Source organism: Veillonella parvula (assembly GCF_036456085.1).
GTDB lineage: Bacteria > Bacillota > Negativicutes > Veillonellales > Veillonellaceae > Veillonella > Veillonella parvula_E.
The window spans coordinates 752,801-770,794 of sequence record NZ_CP138632.1; the positions used below are offsets into that span (position 1 = coordinate 752,801).

Below are 17,994 nucleotides of genomic sequence, written 5' to 3' on the forward strand. Positions count from 1 at the left end.
TTTATGCTCAAATACTTTGGTATTAGTCGAAGTACGTATTATGCGCGCCTAGCCAGCATAAATAAAGGGGACAAATATATAGAGGAACGAGACGCTATTCGTACCCTTGTATCGATGAACAAGGGTCGTTACGGATATCGACGAATCACAATAGCATTACATAAATTAGGCTTCAATATAAATCATAAAGTTGTGATGCGTATTATGAAGGAAGAAAACTTAACATGCAAAGTTCGTCTAAAGAAGTATCGTTTATATAGAGGTACAGAAGGAAAAATTGCTCCTAATATTATTAAGCGAAACTTTACTGCAACAAAGCCAGATCAAAAATGGACCACAGATATTACCGAATTCCACTTGTTTGGGCGTAAGGTTTATTTATCACCAATCTTAGATATGTATAATGGAGAAATTGTATCCTATGAAATATCAGAACGACCTGTATTAACACAGGTGTTATCTATGCTGGATAAAGCCTTTAAGAACAGGCCACATAGCAAAGGTTGCATCTTACATTCAGATCAAGGATGGCAGTACCAGCATAGCAGTTATCAAGAAACATTAATAAATCACGCTATCATCCAAAGTATGTCTCGAAAAGGAAACTGTTTGGATAATAGCGTGATGGAAAACTTCTTTGGCTTACTAAAATCAGAGTTGTTATATTTAGAGGAATCTACTTCCTATGAAGATTTTATCAACAAATTAAAAGATTATATTGATTATTACAATACAAAACGTATTAAGCTCAAATTAAAAGGAATGAGCCCGGTAGAATACCGAACTCATTCCCAAAGAATAGCTTAATTATATCTGTCCAAGAAAATGGGTGCAGATCAAAAAGCGACCTTCACCCAAGGTTTTGTTAAATATCAGTACATTCCCCAAATCTAAATCACAGTTGTTAAAACATATTTCTCCTGAGAATGCTTTTTCTTCACCATCTACCAATTGATACATTTCGTCAACTGTTAACGTTAATGTTTTATTATGAATTTTAATTCTATTTACTTTACTACCATAAAGACTGAAAAGGATATTACTATGTCTATCATGTATAAAATCCATATTATCCCTCACAAGATTAAATCTAAAATTGTAATTTAAATGAATTCTAGGTTTTTCTATTTTAAATTTGATTATATGGGCGTCCTTTCACTCTTGGTAAGCAAAGCCACTGCCTCAGCGGTTCGGCGTTTCCAATCACACTTCGTCTTTCCCTCGTGTTCTTGGACGCCTATCGTATGGGCAGTGCTAATGCTCACTGCGTCGCTTCGCTCCTAGTAAGCAAAGCAACAGCTTCGACATGCGCTGTCATAGGGAACATGTCTACAGGTTGTACTTCTTGTAGTTCATAGCCGTAGTGTGTTAGTATTTCAATGTCTCGTGCCATGGTTGCAGGATTACAGGATACGTAGACAATACGTTTTGGTTCCATACCCGCCGCAGAGGTTAGTACTTCTTCTTTACAGCCCGCCCGGATTGGATCGAATACGATAACGTCAGGTCGTACGCCTGCTTTGTAAAGTTTTGGCATTTCTACGGCCGCATCGGCAACGATAAACTCTGTATTATCATAGCCATTGCGTTGGGCGTTTTCACGAGCATTGATAATAGCAGGTTCTACGATTTCAATACCGATAACATGTTTTGCCTTATGTGCCAAGAATAGTGAAATAGTGCCTGTACCACAGTACGCATCAATAACTGTTTCATTTCCTTTTAGATCCGCATAAGCTAGCGCTTGGTCATACAGTACTGTAGTTTGTTCTGGATTAACTTGGAAGAAGGAATGTGGGGATAAGGTAAATTGTAAGTCCTTTATATAATCTGTAATTGTTCCATCACCGTAGAGGATATGATTCTTAGGTCCTAATATAACATTGGTACGCTTACTATTTACGTTATGAACGATTGTTTCTACTTGAGGGATGCGTTCTGTTAATTTCTCTACCCACTTTTCTTGATGTGGTAAATGGTCAGTAGCAGTTACAAGGATAATCATCCATCCAGATTGTCCGATACGACCGATGACATGACGTAGTACACCCTTACCAGTATGTTCATCATAAGGTTCAATATCAAACTCTTTGGCGATTTGGTAGCAAGCTTGAGCAATACTATTATTACCTTCTGCTTGTATTGGACAATTCGTACCTTGCACGATATCGTGAGATCCCATCGCATAAAAGCCCATTTGAATAGCACCTTTAGTCCCGCCTACAGGCATTTGCATTTTATTCCGATACGCCCATGGTTCTTTAGGTCCCAATGCTGGTTTTACAAGTTCTGGATTTTGATGACCAATGCGTTCGATAACGTCCTTCACCTTTTGTGTTTTTAGTGAAAGCTGTCCTTCATAGGTAATGTGTTGTAGTTGGCAGCCTCCACAGAATCCATAAAGGTCACAATTAGGATCGATACGATTAGGTGCCATAGTAACAATGTCTAGGAGTTTACCTGTAGCATAAGTCTTTTTAACCATATTGATGGATACTTTCACGGTTTCTCCAGGCAAGGCAAAGGGAACAAAGACTGTAAAATCCTCTACACGACCTACCCCTTCACCACTACTACCGATACCATGAATAGTAACTAATACTTCATCCCCTAACTTAACTGGAGCATTGAGTATGGCCTGTTGCTTCTTAGATAATGTGCTAGTAACTGATTGACCTGTATTCGCACGATTACCGTTTCTACGTTGTTGTTTAGATTTTTTCTTACGAGATGTACGACTTGTACCGTTCATTACGAATCTCTTTTCTTCCAAATTTTAATCATGCCAGTTACGATAAGTACAAAAAATACAGTGCCAAATTTCACGAGTAATTCTTCACCTTGAATATATGGCATAAGAAGTGGATCTTCCACAATCATTTCGCCTGCAACCCAGCCAAGTAGTGCACCACCAGCCCAAAGAATGGCAGGGAATTTATTGATAATACGAGCAAATAACGTAGAGCAAAATACGATAATTGGAACAGTAATTAACATACCAGCGATAACAAGCTCTAAATGACCTTTAGCGGCACCTACTACACCGATGACATTATCAATACTCATCATCGCATCGGCTACAATAATTGTCCAAATGGCACCCATTAAAGAATTCTTAGCTTCGATATGTGCATCTTCATCTCCACCCTTGAGTAATTGAATGGCAATCCATACAAGCACAAGTCCACCACCTAAATGGATAAGAGGTACCAACGTTAAAGCTTCTACAAGAAGTGTGGCAAAGATAAGGCGCATTAGAATAGCCCCTACCGTACCCCAGATAACAGCCTTCTTTTGTAATTCTGGAGCTAATTTACCAGCCGCCATACCGATAACAACAGCGTTATCTCCTGCTAACAAAATATCTATTAAAATAATCTTACTAATGGTTATCCACGTAGCGGCTTCCAAAAATTCCATTCTGTACTTACCTCAATTCACTCTGCTAATTCAATAACTATCCCTTAACTATACCACAAATTCTCTATTTTCTCATCTAAAAGAAAGCTCTTAGACTACCACTATTATTCTTAAGATTAGCCTATAAGGTTCTTTATAATGACAATACTTTTACGAAAAAATATCTCTCCTCCTATGACTAGAAGAAGAGATTTATTACATTATTTTTTAAGTTTCTTTACTAACAAAGATGCCCCTACTACGAGGATAACAGCTCCGACTTTGATGAGTAATGCATACGGTTCTACGGTATGTGAAATTAATTTATCTTCCACACTCATTGCTGCACCCACCCAGGCAAGGATACCGCCACCAACGTAAAGGATGATTGGAAAGCGTTCGATAACTTTTACAAATAAAGTACTACCATAAATGATAATAGGTACTGTAATAAGCATACCAATAGCAACTAATGTCATATCACCACCAGCGGCACCAACTACACCAATAACATTATCGATGCCCATAATACCATCTGCAATTACAATAGTAGTAATAGCAGCACGCAAACTATCCTTCGCTTCAATATTATGCTCGCTTTCATCATCAGCAACAAGTTTGTAACCGATCCATAAAAGAAGGATACCACCTACTAAACGAAGAGCAGGAATATTGTTCAGTGCCTCTACAAATAGGAATGCCATAACAAGACGTAAAATAATGGCGCCAGCTGTGCCCCAAAAAATCGCCTTCTTCTGTAAATGTGCGGGTAAGTTGCGAGCCGCCATACCAATAACAATGGCATTATCACCAGCGAGTAAGATATCGATAACAATGATTTGTAACATTGCTAATAAGCCTTGTACAGTTAAGATGTCCAATGTATCCTCCTTATAATATAACTATAGTATATATATTATAATCAATATAGTTAAGTGGTGTAAAATTCAATTTGTAAAATATATATTCATATTTAGCATACTCTATTCCTATTACTTTATTCATATTAATGAGAGAAATATAAGACTACAAATAAAATCTCTACGACACATAAACTCTTTATTTATAGAGTAATAATTAACATATATGGTTCTTTATTTCACTCTATATTTTACTCCATATTTAATTCCTAAATTTTAGGGAGTTTATCTATTATATTAGACTACTTTATGGTATCGTATTATATATCATTACTAAGGGAGGTTAGTATGTATCAAACATATTCTATACTGCAAAAATTATGGTTGTTCATAAAACTATTTACTCCAATGTGCATCACTCAATTTTCCCTGATTGGGGCTACCTTCATCGCCATCTTTTTAACGGGGCAATATAGTACGACTGATTTAGCTGGTGTCGCTACGGGATATAATTTGTGGCTCCTCTTCTATATCTTTGCACAAGGTACATTAATGGGTATCACGCCAATCATTTCTCAACTATTAGGAGCTAAGAAAACAGATGATATTCCAATAATCTTTCATCAAGGCCTTTTCATCGGTACAGGACTAGCATTTTTAATTTTATTAATTGGTATATTCGGCTTACGCCCTTTATTGACATATTTAAATCTTGAACCCGCTGCCACCGAGGTATGTATTAGTTATCTGAAAGCCTTTGCACTTGGTTTATTCCCATTACTCTGGGTAAATACCTTGCGTAACACGGTAGATTCTCACGGATTAACACATTATTCCATGGCCATTGTCTTTACAAGCTTTGTGATTAACGTATTCTTAAATTATGCACTCATCTTTGGTCATTATGGTCTTCCTGAAATTGGTGGTGTTGGTGCTGGCTATGGTATTGCCGGTGCCTGTTGGACCAACTTTATTCTATTTAGCTTAGTCATTCTATTGCATCCTAAGTTAAAAGGCTATCACATCTATAAAGATTTCCATAGCCCTAATTTCCACTATATCCGTGAACAATTACAAGTTGGTATACCCATTGGTTTTTCCATCTTCTTTGAAGCTAGTATCTTTAGCATTGCTGGGCTTTTAATGGTTCATTTTGGATCTGCTGTAGTAGCAGCTCACCAATCGGTTATTTCCTTTACTAATGTTTTCTACTGCTTGCCATTAAGCATTGCCATGTCTTCTACCATTGCCGTTGCTTATGAACTCGGTGCAGGGCGAAAAAAGGAAGCCATTCAATACTCTTATATTTCTCGTGCATTAGCTATCATTATAGCCATTCTCATATGCGCCTTTACATTCACCCATATGGATAATATAGCTGATTTATTTACAAATGATGATGAAGTATATGAGCTTATTTATCACTTCCTCGGATATGGCGTATTCTTTGCAGCCATCGATGCCATAGGTACACCATTACAAGGTATTCTAAGAGCCTACAAGGATGTTAAAGTAGTTCTTTACATCTCACTCATTTCCTATTGGGGTGTATGTTTTCCAACAGCTTATACCCTTGCTAAAAATCCTAATTATGGACCATTTGGCGTATGGATTGGCTTACTCTCTAGCGTACTAGTAGCAGGTATATTATTCACATGGCGTACATGGTACATTCAACGTAAACAAAACTAAATAACAGTTAATACAGTAAAAGAGCATCTTATGTAAGATGCTCTTTTTTATTTCAGTATATCTTGTTTTTCTACTTTGGACATACGGAAGAAATTATATAGTGTTTCTGCCGTCTTATAATTCATAGATTCTACATTTGCTAGTTCATCAATAGATGCCTCTTTCATGGCCTCTAAACTATTAAAGTGAGCCCATAAGGCCTTACGGCGTTTAGGACCGATGCCTTCAATATGATCTAGAATAGATTCAAGATTTCGCTTGCCCCGCAACTTACGGTGATAAGTAATGGCAAAACGATGGGCTTCATCACGAATTTGTTGGAGTAATTGAAGTTCCGGCGTGTGATGACTCAAGATGATACTTTCAGATTGCCCCTCTACAAAGACCTCTTCAATACGTTTAGCCAAGGAAATAACAGGCACATCTGTAACACCAACGGCACGGATTAATGGCAAGGCCGCATTGAGCTGACCTTTACCACCATCGATGATAATAAGATCTGGCATAGGCCAGTCTGTTTCATTACCGTAGCGTCGTTCCATAATTTCTGCCATCGATTTAAAATCATCTGGCTTACCCTGTGTGGTTTTCAATTTAAAGCGACGATATTCCTTCTTCGCAGGCTTGCCACCTTCAAAAACAACCATGGAAGCCACCGTTTCAGCCCCTTGAGTATGAGATATATCAAAACACTCCATACGTTCAGGTAAACGTGGTAAGTCAAGAATCTCGGCTAGCTTCTTAACCGCTCCGCCAGTCTTATCGATTTGGTGCTGCCACTGACGACGACGTTCTTCAAGGAAAGTTTCCGCATTTTCATGAGCCATCTTAATCATGTCCATCTTATAGCCACGCTGTGGCACAGATACATCTACGTGTTGACCTTTTAGCTGTGTAAACCATTCACTTAATAAGTCTCTATCTGTACTCTCCATAGGTAGTAGTAACTCTTTAGGGATAAAGTTTGTATCTCCATAGTATTGCTTGATAAAGTCTGTCATAATGGTTTCTGAACTATCTCCATCATGTTGCACAAAGTAATTCTCACGGCCTAACAGACGACCACCGCGGATGAATAGCAACTGTACACAGGCCATCGATGTATCTACAGCCAATCCTAAGACGTCTAAGTCGCCACGTTGAGTAACCATGCGTTGCTTTTCTTGTATCTTTTCAATGCTAGACAATTGATCACGATAACGTGCAGCATCTTCAAAGCGCAAATCTTCTGCAGCAGCTTCCATCTTTGATTTAATTTCCTTTAGCAATGGTATAGGTTTACCTTCAAAAAGTTCTATAATTTCGTCAATATACTTCCGATAATCCGGTACAGATATTTTGTTAAAACACGGTGCCTCGCAGTAATGCATATGATACTGCAAGCACGGGCGTTCTACCTTCATAGACTTACAGGTACGCAATGGATAGTACTGGCGTATTAATTTCAGTACCACATGGACGGATGTAACGTCTGTAAAAGGGCCAAAATACTTAGCCCCATCTCGTTCAAGACGGCGCGTCATATATACACGAGGATAGTCTTCTTGCACTGAGATTTTGACATAGGGGTACGTCTTATCATCGCGGAGCCTAATATTATATTTAGGTTCATGCTCCTTGATAAGAGTATTCTCCAAGATGAGCGCTTCCATCTCCGTCTTTGTTTGAATGACTTCCACATCGACGGCTCGTTTCATCATGGCCGTAACCTTTGGCGCACGGTTTGCATCGTTACGCACATAGGAACGCACACGGTTGCGCAGATTAATAGCCTTACCTACATAGATGATGCGGTTATATTGATTGCGCCATAAATAGACACCTGGCGTCGTTGGCAGATGACTGACCTTTTCCAATAATTCTTCAGACGGCATGTTTCCTCCTTTCCTTGTAGATTACAAGAGAATAGCTTACACACTTCTTTAAATAATGCTCTTTATGAGTTAAAGGATGTAGTCTATTCTCTTTATGATTTTTCTTTTATAGAAACTTAAATATATGTACTATTTTATTTCTTATGCTTCGCTGCTTTCATAAATTTCTTAGTCTGTTCTAATACAGGACCTAAGAATTTACCGGTATAGCTTTCTTTCACCTTAGCAATTTCCTCAGGCGTGCCAGTAGCCACAATAGTGCCACCACGATTACCACCTTCAGGACCAAGATCGATGATGTAGTCCGCCATTTTAATAACATCTAAGTTATGTTCGATAACCACAACTGTATCGCCACCCTCTACGAGTTGTTGCAATACGTGTAATAACTTGCGAATATCCTCGGCGTGAAGACCTGTAGTAGGTTCATCTAGGATGTATAGCGTTTTACCTGTGCTGCGACGAGCTAATTCAGTAGCTAATTTAACGCGTTGTGCTTCACCACCAGATAATGTTGTAGCCGCCTGACCTAAACGAATATAGCCAAGACCTACCTCTTGCAAGGTAACCATTTTACGATTGATCTTCGGAATAGCGCTGAAGAACTCAACCGCATCATCTACCGTCATATCTAGTACATCTGCAATAGATTTACCTTTGTATTTAACCTCTAAGGTTTCTCGGTTATAACGGGCTCCCTTACAAACCTCACAAGGTACATACACATCTGGTAAGAAGTGCATTTCAATTTTAATGATACCGTCACCACGACAAGCTTCACAACGGCCACCTTTTACGTTAAAGCTAAAGCGCCCTTGTTTGTAACCGCGCATCTTTGCTTCCGGTGTTTGACTATATAGTTCGCGTATGGCATCAAATACACCTGTATATGTAGCTGGATTGGAACGAGGTGTACGTCCGATAGGGCTTTGATCAATATTGATGATTTTATCGATATGTTCAAGACCACGGATTTCTTTATGAGCCCCTACTTTGTGGTTAGAGCGATATAATTGATTAGCTAAACCTTTGTAGAGAATTTCATTAATCAAGGTAGACTTACCAGAACCGCTGACACCAGTAACAACATTAAACAAGCCAATAGGGAATTTTACATTTACATTTTGTAAATTGTTTTCCTTAGCACCGCGAATTTCAATGCAGTTCTTACCTGGTTTACGGCGTTCTTCCGGAAGAGCGATAAATTTACGACCACTCAAATACTGACCCGTAATAGAGTCTTTTACCTTCATAACTTCGTCAACAGAACCAGCGGCAATAATTTGACCGCCATGCTCACCTGCACCTGGACCAATGTCCACGAGATAGTCAGCCGCACGCATCGTATCTTCGTCGTGTTCTACAACGAGCAAGGTATTACCTAAGTCCCGCAATCCTTTTAAGGTATCGATGAGTCGATCATTATCTCGTTGATGTAGACCTATGGACGGTTCGTCTAGGATGTACAATACACCTACCAAACCAGAGCCGATTTGCGTAGCTAGACGAATACGCTGTGCTTCACCACCAGATAATGTGCCTGCACTACGGTTCATTGTTAGGTAATCGAGACCTACATTATTAAGGAAACCTAGACGAGCATTGATTTCCTTTAAAATTTGAGCACCAATCACTTGTTCACGTTCAGTTAACTGTAGATTACCAAAGAAATCGAGTGCTTCTTTAATAGTTAACTGCGTTACTTCGTTGATATTCTTATCCCCTACAGTAATAGCTAATACTTCAGGTTTAAGACGAGCCCCATGACATGTAGTACACGGCTTAATAGACATAAACTTTTCAAATTCTTCACGCATAGAGTCTGTAGAGGCTTCACTATGACGGCGCTTAACCATCGGTAAAATACCTTCGTACTCAGTAAAGAATTCCTTTATCTCACCTCTCATATTTTCATAGGTGAAATTTACCTTATCCGTCGTACCGTACATCACCTTTTTCTGTAATGCTTTCGGCAATTCATCATAGGTGGAGTCTAAGGAATATCCATTAGCTTTTAATAGACCTTCTACTTGACGCATAAACCAAGCATTAGGATTGGAGCTCAAGGCTTGCACGCAACCATCGGCAAAGCTAATAGATCCATCTGGAATAACGCGCTCCTCATCAACCTCCATAGTAGAACCAATCCCTAAACAAGATGGGCACGCACCAAACGGACTATTAAAAGAGAACATACGCGGTTCAATTTTAGGTAATGAAATATGACAATCTGGGCACGCAAAATGTTGGCTATACATGTGTTCAGGTCCGTCTACCTCTTGAATCACAACGATGCCTTCTGCCCATTTTGAAGCGGTCTCCATAGAGTCAGCCAACCGAGATTCAATGCCTTCTTTTACAACGAGACGGTCCACAACGATATCGATGGAATGCTTCTTATTTTTCTCTAATACAATTTCTTCGTCCAAGGTACGCACTACACCGTCTACTCGAGCACGAACAAAGCCTTCTTTGCGAAGTTGTTCAAACACCGATTTATGTTCCCCTTTTTTACCTTGAATCATAGGGGCCAGCACTAAAACCTTTGTACCTTCGGCAAAGCTCATTACATCGTCGGTCATTTGTTGTATTGTTTGCTGGGTAATAGGCTTACCACACTCTGGACAGTGTGCATGACCTACGCGTGCAAATAAGAGACGTAAATAGTCGTAAATCTCCGTTACGGTACCAACCGTAGAACGAGGGTTGCGACTCGTCGTCTTTTGGTCGATAGAAATGGCTGGAGACAAACCTTCAATATAATCGACATCGGGTTTATCCATTTGTCCCAAAAATTGACGTGCATACGCAGACAGGGACTCAACATAACGTCGTTGCCCTTCTGCGTAAATCGTATCAAATGCTAGGGATGATTTACCAGAACCACTGAGGCCAGTTAAGACGATAAACTGATCACGTGGCAAGGATATATCAATATTTTTTAGGTTATGCTGACGCGCACCTTTTACAATCAATTGATCTTTCATTATCTTTCCTATTTAAAGAGATGATACCAAACGGCATCATCTCTCCGATTACTAACATGAAATAATATATGTATATTATCGCACATATAGTCTATATAATCTATGTGTTTTCTTACAATCTTTTAAAATTGCTCCTAAGATTTACTTTTTGGACTCGTCCGCTTTCTAGATTTGGTAGAAGCAGGCTTCTTCAACTTGCTATCTCCTGCACTATGCATATCGGACCATTGTTGACGTAATACGCCCAATTGATCACGTAATTTAGCAGCGGATTCAAATTCAAGCTGCTTGGCGGCGGCCTTCATTTGACGATCTAGCTCTTCAATCTTATTGTACAATTCTTCCGGTGTTATATCTGCCACCTTAGGTGCTGATGTATCTTGAACATATGATTCGTGTCCATGGTCCATGCCCTCTGAGGATTTTTTTTGTTTTCCTTTTTTCGGTGAAAGTCCCTTTCCCTCGGTAACCATATCTTCTTCGATTTTCGTTAATTCGATAAGCTCTTTTACATCTTTAGATACAGATTTAGGCGTGATATTATGTTCAATATTATAAGCCTCTTGCACGGCACGACGACGATCGGTTTCATCGATAGCTCGTTGCATGGAACCTGTTACACGATCTGCGTACATGATAACATGACCATTCACATTACGAGCCGCACGACCTATAGTTTGAATCATGGCCGTATCGGAACGCAAGAAACCTTCCTTATCCGCATCTAAGATAGCAACCAAGGAAACCTCTGGCATATCGAGACCTTCACGAAGCAAGTTAATACCAACTAATACATCGAATACGCCAGCCCGCAAATCACGAATGATTTCAGCCCGCTCAATAGTAACAATATCGGAATGAAGGTAACGAACTCGTACGCCCATTTCCTTCAAAAATTCCGTTAAGTCCTCAGCCATCTTCTTCGTCAATGTCGTAACAAGAACCCGTTCATTCTTGGCAGCTCGTTTGTGAATTTCTCCAAGCAAGTCATCCATTTGCCCCTTAATAGGACGAATTTCTATAGATGGATCTAATAGGCCCGTAGGACGAATGATTTGCTCTGCAATATTCGTTTCTACTTCCATTTCGTATGGGCCAGGTGTAGCCGATACGTATACAATTTGATTGATACGCTCTACAAATTCATCGAATTGAAGAGGTCTATTATCTAATGCAGAAGGAAGACGGAAACCGTATTCGATAAGAGATTCTTTACGGGCACGGTCACCATTATACATAGCACGAATTTGAGGCATCGTCACATGCGATTCGTCCACCATGATGAGGAAATCATCTGGGAAATAATCAATCAATGTAAACGGTGCTTCCCCAGCCTTACGTTCAGACATATGACGGGAATAGTTTTCGATGCCCGAGCAATAGCCCATTTCTTGCATCATTTCTATATCGTAACGGGTACGCTGTTCTAAGCGCTGAGCCTCCAATAGACGGTCAGCAGCTTTTAACTTCGCCAACTGCTCATCTAATTCGGCTTCAATACGCTCTACAGCAATATTCATCTTCTCTTTCGTCGTTACATAGTGAGATGCTGGATAGACAGCAACGTGTTTTCTTTCCGCAATAACTTCACCCGTCAAGGAATCTACCTCTACGAGGCGGTCGATTTCATCACCAAAGAGCTCCACACGAATGGCTCTTTCACTATAAGCGGCAGGGAAAATATCAATTGTATCCCCTTGTACACGGAAGGTACCGCGGATAAAGTTCATATCATTTCTCGTATATTGAATATCTACGAGTTTAGATAAGATTTCATCGCGCGATTTAGTTTGACCTAAGCGCAAGGACAATACAAGATCAGAATAGTCCTCAGGGTCACCTAAGCCATAAATACAGCTAACAGAGGCAACGATAATGACATCGCGGCGCTCAAAAAGGCTCATCGTAGCACTATGTCGCAGTTTATCGATTTCATCATTAATAGACGCATCCTTCTCGATATATGTATCACTAGAAGGAATATAGGCCTCCGGTTGATAAAAATCGTAGTAAGATACAAAGTATTCTACCGCATTATTTGGAAAGAAACTTTTAAATTCACTACATAATTGAGCCGCCAAGGTTTTATTATGAGCAATGATCAAGGTCGGCTTTTGAACTGCTTCAATAACCTTAGCCATTGTAAAAGTCTTACCAGTACCAGTGGCACCGAGCAAAACTTGCGCCCATTCACCACGTTCAATACCTTCTGTTAAAGATTGAATCGCGGTAGGTTGGTCACCTGTAGGCGTAAAGGGCGCCTCCACTTTAAATGGTTGGCCCCCCTCGTAATTATATGTACTATGCTTCATTACTGTTCATCCTGATGTTTACGGATGGCTTTCATTTCTTCATCCGTCAAACGACGACCTACATTTTCCGCTTGATTCAACGTATCCTCACCTTCTAAGACTTCGATGAGCATAGCAATAGAAAAGCGATCTAGTGTAGGTGTGGTCTTCTGGATTTCATCAGCCATCATCCAATCTGATTCAGTATAGTTATTAATACGTTCTGTAATTTCTTCCCAGTTTGAAAGTAGCAATCTCGTAATGGGGCGATATAGTTCAATACCGAAGTACTCGATTAAGCTAACTATCTTATTCATATTTTCTAGGCTAACATTACATTCATTTTTTTTATTTTCAGATTCTACATATTCAAGTAAGAATTCCCGGTTATATTTATTTGTCACCTTGAATCATTCCTTTATTAAATAGTGCATTAGCAAATTCTTTTGCATTAAATGGACGCAAGTCATCCATACCTTCGCCAACGCCAATCCAGCGTACGGGTACGCCCAGTTCCTCTTTAATAGAGATAACTACGCCGCCTTTTGCTGTACCATCTAGTTTAGTTACTACAATACCATTTACTGGTACAGCTTGACCAAATAATTTAGCTTGGCTTACTGCATTTTGACCCGTAGTACCATCTAAAACGAGCAATGTTTGATGCGGCGCACCTTCTACGTGGTTATTCGCTACGCGCCCCATCTTTTTAAGCTCTTCCATAAGGTTAACCTTAGTATGTAGACGACCAGCCGTATCTACGATAACAAGGTCTGCATTACGAGCTTTCGCAGCTTCCATTGCATCATATACAACGGCAGCAGGGTCTGCGCCTTCTTTATGTTTAACAATCGGCACACCAACGCGATCAGCCCAAATGGATAATTGGTCAGCTGCAGCGGCACGGAATGTATCACCTGCAGCAATGATAACCTTTTTACCTTCTTTAGTATAATAGTTAGCCAATTTAGCGATTGTCGTTGTTTTACCAACACCATTTACACCAACTACGAGGATAACCTCAGGATGGTGCAAAGTAATTTCATCTTCTTGATCGATGAGCATTTCCGTGATGCGGTCTTCCATAAACGGCATTACATCGCCTGTATGATTGATGATACCTTCTGTTACACCACGACGAATTTCTTTCATCAAGTATTCTGTCGTCTTAGGGCCTAGATCACTAGTAAGCATAACTGCTTCTAAATCATCTAAAAAATCATCATCGATTTGCGCATAACCAATAACGATGCTTTCTACATTTTTTACAAAAGACTTACGAGTTTTCTCTAAACCGTCTTTAATTCTATCAAAGAATCCAAATGCCATTATGCTAGATCCTCCTTCACATCTTCAAATGCTACTGTTAATAATCGCGATACACCGCGTTCCACCATGGTTACCCCTTGAAGTACTTCGGCAGCTTCCATCGTCTTTTTACGGTGAGATACAACGATAAATTGTGTTTCTTTATTTATTCGATTTAAGTAAGAGCTAAATCGTTCAACATTAGCTTCGTCAAGCGCCGCGTCAACTTCGTCAAGCACACAGAACGGAGCTGGACGATAGTCAAGGAATGAGAACAATAAAGCGATAACCGTAAGAGCACGCTCACCACCCGATAAAAGTGTCAATTGTTGACGCTTTTTCCCTGGTGGTTGAATGTAGAAGTCGATACCACCCGTCAAGATATTATCTGGATCAGTAAGTACAATTTGCGCAGTACCACCGCCAAACAATTGGCTGAATACTTCTTGGAATCTACGGCCTACCACATCCAATACATCATATAGCTGTGTACTCATCGCCTTATCCATTTCGGCAATAACCGCCTGTAATTGCGCCTTTGCCGTATCTAAATCAGCTAATTGTGTGGTTAAGAAATCATAGCGTTCTTTAGTCTCTTCGTATTCCTCAACGGCATTTGGATTGACTGGACCCAATTCGGCAATTTCGGCTATCAAACGAGCTTGCTCATCCTTCCAATCGCTAACGGAGCCTTCAATGCGAAGGACTTGAGCATCTTCCAAAGTAAAGCCTAGCTCTTGTAATTCTTCTACAAAGCGCTCACAGTCCATGCGATGACGTGTAATTTTACCTTCCATATCAACAAGGCGACCTTGCACCACTTTGTAGCGTTGATTCAATCGGTCTTGCTCACTGAGGATAGATTCCATTTCCTCGCGCCCCGTAGATGTTTTATCATAAGCTTCATCGCGAAGGGCACGTAATCGTTCAACCTCAGCCGTAGCAGAGGTCAACTCTTGTTCTGCAACTTCCTGAGCCAGAGGGATATCCTCTTCATAGCGTTGTGTAGTACTAACTAACAAATTACGAAGTGGTGTTAAGCGCTCAATAATACTAGAAATAGACTGATTACGCTGTTCACGTTGTGATTCCCGTTCCTGAATGGTATGTCGCAAGGTATCACAAGTAAGGCGAGCTTCTGTAAAAGCTTCATACGCCTCTTGTTGCACCTTTTGCAACACGGTTAATCGACCCATCAACGCCCCTTGATTACCATCCATACCATGATCCTCTTGCAAGGAAGCTAATGCTGTTTCTTGATCTTTCAAGTTAGCTGTTGTAGTAGCCAAATCAATATCAATTTGTACTAAACGTTGCTCTTCTTCATGGAGAACACGTTTCTTACGATCCAGCTGATTTTGTATATTTTGTACCTTTGTTTCACTAGCCACATAGAGTAAGTTCGTATGTTGATAGCTTTCATCAAGAGTCGCTTGATCCTTTTCAGTCTCTTCAACCCGTTTTTCAAGGCTTTCTAAGTTAGCTATTAAGGAGCGAATTTGTTCTTCAATTTGTACCAGTTCTTGTTCAAGACTAGCAGCCTCTTCCTTGCGGCTCAATACAGAAGCACGCTTACGTTTTGTGGCACCACCGGTTAGAGAACCACCAGGTTGAAATTGTTCCCCTGTAAGAGTTACGATGCGCAATTGCTGATTGTATTTTTTCTGTAATCCAATAGCATCATCCATGGAGGATACTACTAAGGTACGGCCCAATAAATACTGGAAAATATGAGCGTACTTATTATCAAAGGAGATACAATCAACAGCAGTGCCTAATACACAGCTTTCATTTAGAGCCGGTGTATCATAAGGTTTTCCTTTTACAGAATCCATAGGCAAGAAGGTTACGCGACCACCTTGGATAGATTTCAAGTAATTTACACCCTCAGCCGCTGCACGAGCCGTAGTAGTTACAACGTGGTTAACACTGCCGCCTAATGCCGTTTCAATAGCCGTAGTATATTTGTCCTCTACCGTAAAGAGATCACCAACAGCGCCTGTGATTTGTTCGCGCCAAGAACCTTTACCATTTAAGATATTCTTTGTACCTTCTAAATAACCTTCATGTTGTTCTTCCCATTGGGCTAATAGTTCGATACGACCTTTAACACGTTGCTCTTGGGTACGTAATTTTTGTAATTCTTTACGTTCCTCACGAGCTTGTATAGCTGCTTCTTTACCACCATCAACGAGGGCTTGTCGTTGTGCAGAAATAGCATTAAACTTTTGGCCTAGCGCTTCAAATTCAGAACGAGCGACTTGAAGTTCACTATCTACCTGTGCTATCTCAGATTCTAGAATAGCACATTGATTTTTGCTTTCTACCTTGCGAGCTTCTAAGCTTCGAATACTAGCCTTAGCCGTTTCAATAGCACTCACAACTTCTAATTGACGTTGCTCAAAAGCCTCTCGATTGGATTGCAAGGATTGAAACTTAGCTTGTTCTGACCTTACATCTTCAACAGCCTTTTTGTAGGTCGCTTCTAATTCTTCTAAATTAGACTCTTTCTCTACTAATTGAGCACTTTCATCTTGAATCAATTGATTTAAGATGCGCAATTGTTGCTCCTCGCCTTTTTGCGTAGCCTCTAGCTCGCTAATGCGCATAGACGTTTCATCTAATTCACGGCGCGCTGTTTTTAGTTGCTCTTCTAAGAGACGTAAGTGACCAGATAAGCGTTCTTCATCACGTTGCTTTTCAGTATACTGAGCCTCCCACAACTTAAGCTGTTCCTGCTCTTTTGACGAAGACGATTGCAATTCGTGACGACGAGCCTCTAATTTAGACAATTCAGTTTGAAGCTCAATTTCTTCATCTTTAAAGGCAATATTATCATTTTCAAAACGCGTTAAAAGACGATCAGAGGTTTTATAATTGTGGAAGCCTAATGCCCCATCATAATCGCGCTTTGCGCGGCTTAAGGTCATATATTTTTTAGTCTTTTCCGCTTTTTCAGACAAAGGTCCTAATTGCTCTTCAATGGTAGCCATTACGTCTCGTACACGCTCCATATTACGATCTGTACTGGCAATACGACGCAATGCATCTTCTTTATTGATCTTAAAGCGAGAAATACCTGCTACATCTTCAAAGATAAGGCGCCGTTCTTCAGGTTTAGAATTTAAAATAGCATCAATTCGGTTCTGCCCAATGATAGCCATGGAGTCTCTACCAAGACCGGTATCTGCTAGTAAAAGATGTATGTCCTTTAAACGACAAGATCGCTTATTAATGAGGAACTCACTTTCACCAGTGCGGTATATACGGCGTGTAATGGCTACCTCAGCCATATCTATATCTAATTGTTGGTCACTATTGTCAAACACAAGTGTAACCTCAGCAGCGCTCATAGGTTTGCGCTTTTCCGTACCAGAGAAAATAATATCCTCTGCTTTTTGACCGCGCAAATTACGGACATTGGATTCTCCCAATACCCATTTCATAGCATCCGTAATATTACTTTTACCACTTCCGTTAGGACCAATAACGGCAGTCATTCCTGGTGAGAATTTTACAATCGTTTTATCCGCAAACGATTTAAAGCCCTTTAATTCCAACCGAAGTAATTGCATGACTGCCT

At 40.1% G+C, this 17,994-nt stretch carries 12 protein-coding genes; 2 read left to right on the forward strand and 10 right to left on the reverse strand.

From position 1 onward, the window contains the following. The first annotated feature begins 3 nt into the window (after window positions 1-3). The gene (locus tag PK1910_RS03655; protein WP_058948451.1) at window positions 4-807 is read left to right on the forward strand and encodes an IS3 family transposase; all 804 of its coding nucleotides are present in this window, start codon (window positions 4-6) and stop codon (window positions 805-807) included. Here the strand turns inward: PK1910_RS03655 and PK1910_RS03660 are convergent, their stop codons facing one another. The 4 genes from PK1910_RS03660 to PK1910_RS03675 form a co-directional block, all read right to left on the reverse strand. Then, entirely contained in the window at window positions 808-1,068 is a 261-nt protein-coding gene (locus PK1910_RS03660) for a hypothetical protein (RefSeq protein ID WP_024062202.1), read from the reverse strand. A 193-nt stretch (window positions 1,069-1,261) separates the two neighbouring features. After that, window positions 1,262-2,752, reverse strand: a complete 1,491-nt coding sequence (gene rlmD, locus PK1910_RS03665; RefSeq protein WP_058948450.1) for a 23S rRNA (uracil(1939)-C(5))-methyltransferase RlmD — start codon at window positions 2,750-2,752, stop codon at window positions 1,262-1,264. Beyond that, window positions 2,752-3,420 (reverse strand): TerC family protein, encoded by a 669-nt coding sequence (locus PK1910_RS03670; RefSeq protein ID WP_058948449.1) that lies wholly within the window; start codon window positions 3,418-3,420, stop codon window positions 2,752-2,754. Before PK1910_RS03670 ends, rlmD begins: the two co-directional genes overlap by 1 nt. 200 nt (window positions 3,421-3,620) lie before the next feature. Further along, window positions 3,621-4,280 (reverse strand): TerC family protein, encoded by a 660-nt coding sequence (locus tag PK1910_RS03675; protein WP_058948448.1) that lies wholly within the window; start codon window positions 4,278-4,280, stop codon window positions 3,621-3,623. Between the two features lie 327 nt (window positions 4,281-4,607). On the opposite strand from PK1910_RS03675, the gene PK1910_RS03680 reads away from it, so the two are divergent. Then, window positions 4,608-5,951, forward strand: a complete 1,344-nt coding sequence (locus PK1910_RS03680) for an MATE family efflux transporter (protein WP_058948447.1) — start codon at window positions 4,608-4,610, stop codon at window positions 5,949-5,951. A gap of 47 nt (window positions 5,952-5,998) precedes the next feature. On the opposite strand, the gene uvrC is transcribed toward PK1910_RS03680, so the two are convergent. The 6 genes from uvrC to smc all read right to left on the reverse strand — a co-directional run bounded on the left by uvrC (window position 5,999) and on the right by smc (window position 17,986). Beyond that, on the reverse strand, window positions 5,999-7,825 hold the full coding sequence (gene uvrC / locus PK1910_RS03685) for an excinuclease ABC subunit UvrC (protein WP_058948446.1): 1,827 nt from the start codon (window positions 7,823-7,825) through the stop codon (window positions 5,999-6,001). A gap of 134 nt (window positions 7,826-7,959) precedes the next feature. Continuing rightward, window positions 7,960-10,812 (reverse strand): excinuclease ABC subunit UvrA, encoded by a 2,853-nt coding sequence (uvrA, locus tag PK1910_RS03690; RefSeq protein ID WP_058948445.1) that lies wholly within the window; start codon window positions 10,810-10,812, stop codon window positions 7,960-7,962. Between the two features lie 134 nt (window positions 10,813-10,946). Next, a complete protein-coding gene (uvrB, locus tag PK1910_RS03695) occupies window positions 10,947-13,124 on the reverse strand; it encodes an excinuclease ABC subunit UvrB (RefSeq protein ID WP_004697449.1) in 2,178 nt (725 codons plus the stop codon). Beyond that, entirely contained in the window at window positions 13,124-13,420 is a 297-nt protein-coding gene (locus tag PK1910_RS03700) for a hypothetical protein (RefSeq protein WP_227036835.1), read from the reverse strand. Before PK1910_RS03700 ends, uvrB begins: the two co-directional genes overlap by 1 nt. A 76-nt stretch (window positions 13,421-13,496) precedes the next feature. Continuing rightward, entirely contained in the window at window positions 13,497-14,432 is a 936-nt protein-coding gene (ftsY, locus tag PK1910_RS03705; protein WP_004693455.1) for a signal recognition particle-docking protein FtsY, read from the reverse strand. After that, window positions 14,432-17,986, reverse strand: a complete 3,555-nt coding sequence (gene smc, locus PK1910_RS03710) for a chromosome segregation protein SMC (protein WP_058948444.1) — start codon at window positions 17,984-17,986, stop codon at window positions 14,432-14,434. Before smc ends, ftsY begins: the two co-directional genes overlap by 1 nt. Window positions 17,987-17,994: the final 8 nt, after the last annotated feature.

Bases quoted from the DNA above. Each gene is read 5' to 3' on its own strand.
- PK1910_RS03655 (WP_058948451.1), top strand. From the start codon at position 4: ATGCTCAAATACTTTGGTATTAGTCGAAGTACGTATTATGCGCGCCTA.
- PK1910_RS03660 (WP_024062202.1), bottom strand. From the start codon at position 1,068: ATGGATTTTATACATGATAGACATAGTAATATCCTTTTCAGTCTTTAT.
- rlmD (WP_058948450.1), bottom strand. From the start codon at position 2,752: ATGAACGGTACAAGTCGTACATCTCGTAAGAAAAAATCTAAACAACAA.
- PK1910_RS03670 (WP_058948449.1), bottom strand. From the start codon at position 3,420: ATGGAATTTTTGGAAGCCGCTACGTGGATAACCATTAGTAAGATTATT.
- PK1910_RS03680 (WP_058948447.1), top strand. From the start codon at position 4,608: ATGTATCAAACATATTCTATACTGCAAAAATTATGGTTGTTCATAAAA.
- uvrC (WP_058948446.1), bottom strand. From the start codon at position 7,825: ATGCCGTCTGAAGAATTATTGGAAAAGGTCAGTCATCTGCCAACGACG.
- uvrA (WP_058948445.1), bottom strand. From the start codon at position 10,812: ATGAAAGATCAATTGATTGTAAAAGGTGCGCGTCAGCATAACCTAAAA.
- uvrB (WP_004697449.1), bottom strand. From the start codon at position 13,124: ATGAAGCATAGTACATATAATTACGAGGGGGGCCAACCATTTAAAGTG.
- PK1910_RS03700 (WP_227036835.1), bottom strand. From the start codon at position 13,420: ATGAATAAGATAGTTAGCTTAATCGAGTACTTCGGTATTGAACTATAT.
- ftsY (WP_004693455.1), bottom strand. From the start codon at position 14,432: ATGGCATTTGGATTCTTTGATAGAATTAAAGACGGTTTAGAGAAAACT.
- smc (WP_058948444.1), bottom strand. From the start codon at position 17,986: ATGCAATTACTTCGGTTGGAATTAAAGGGCTTTAAATCGTTTGCGGAT.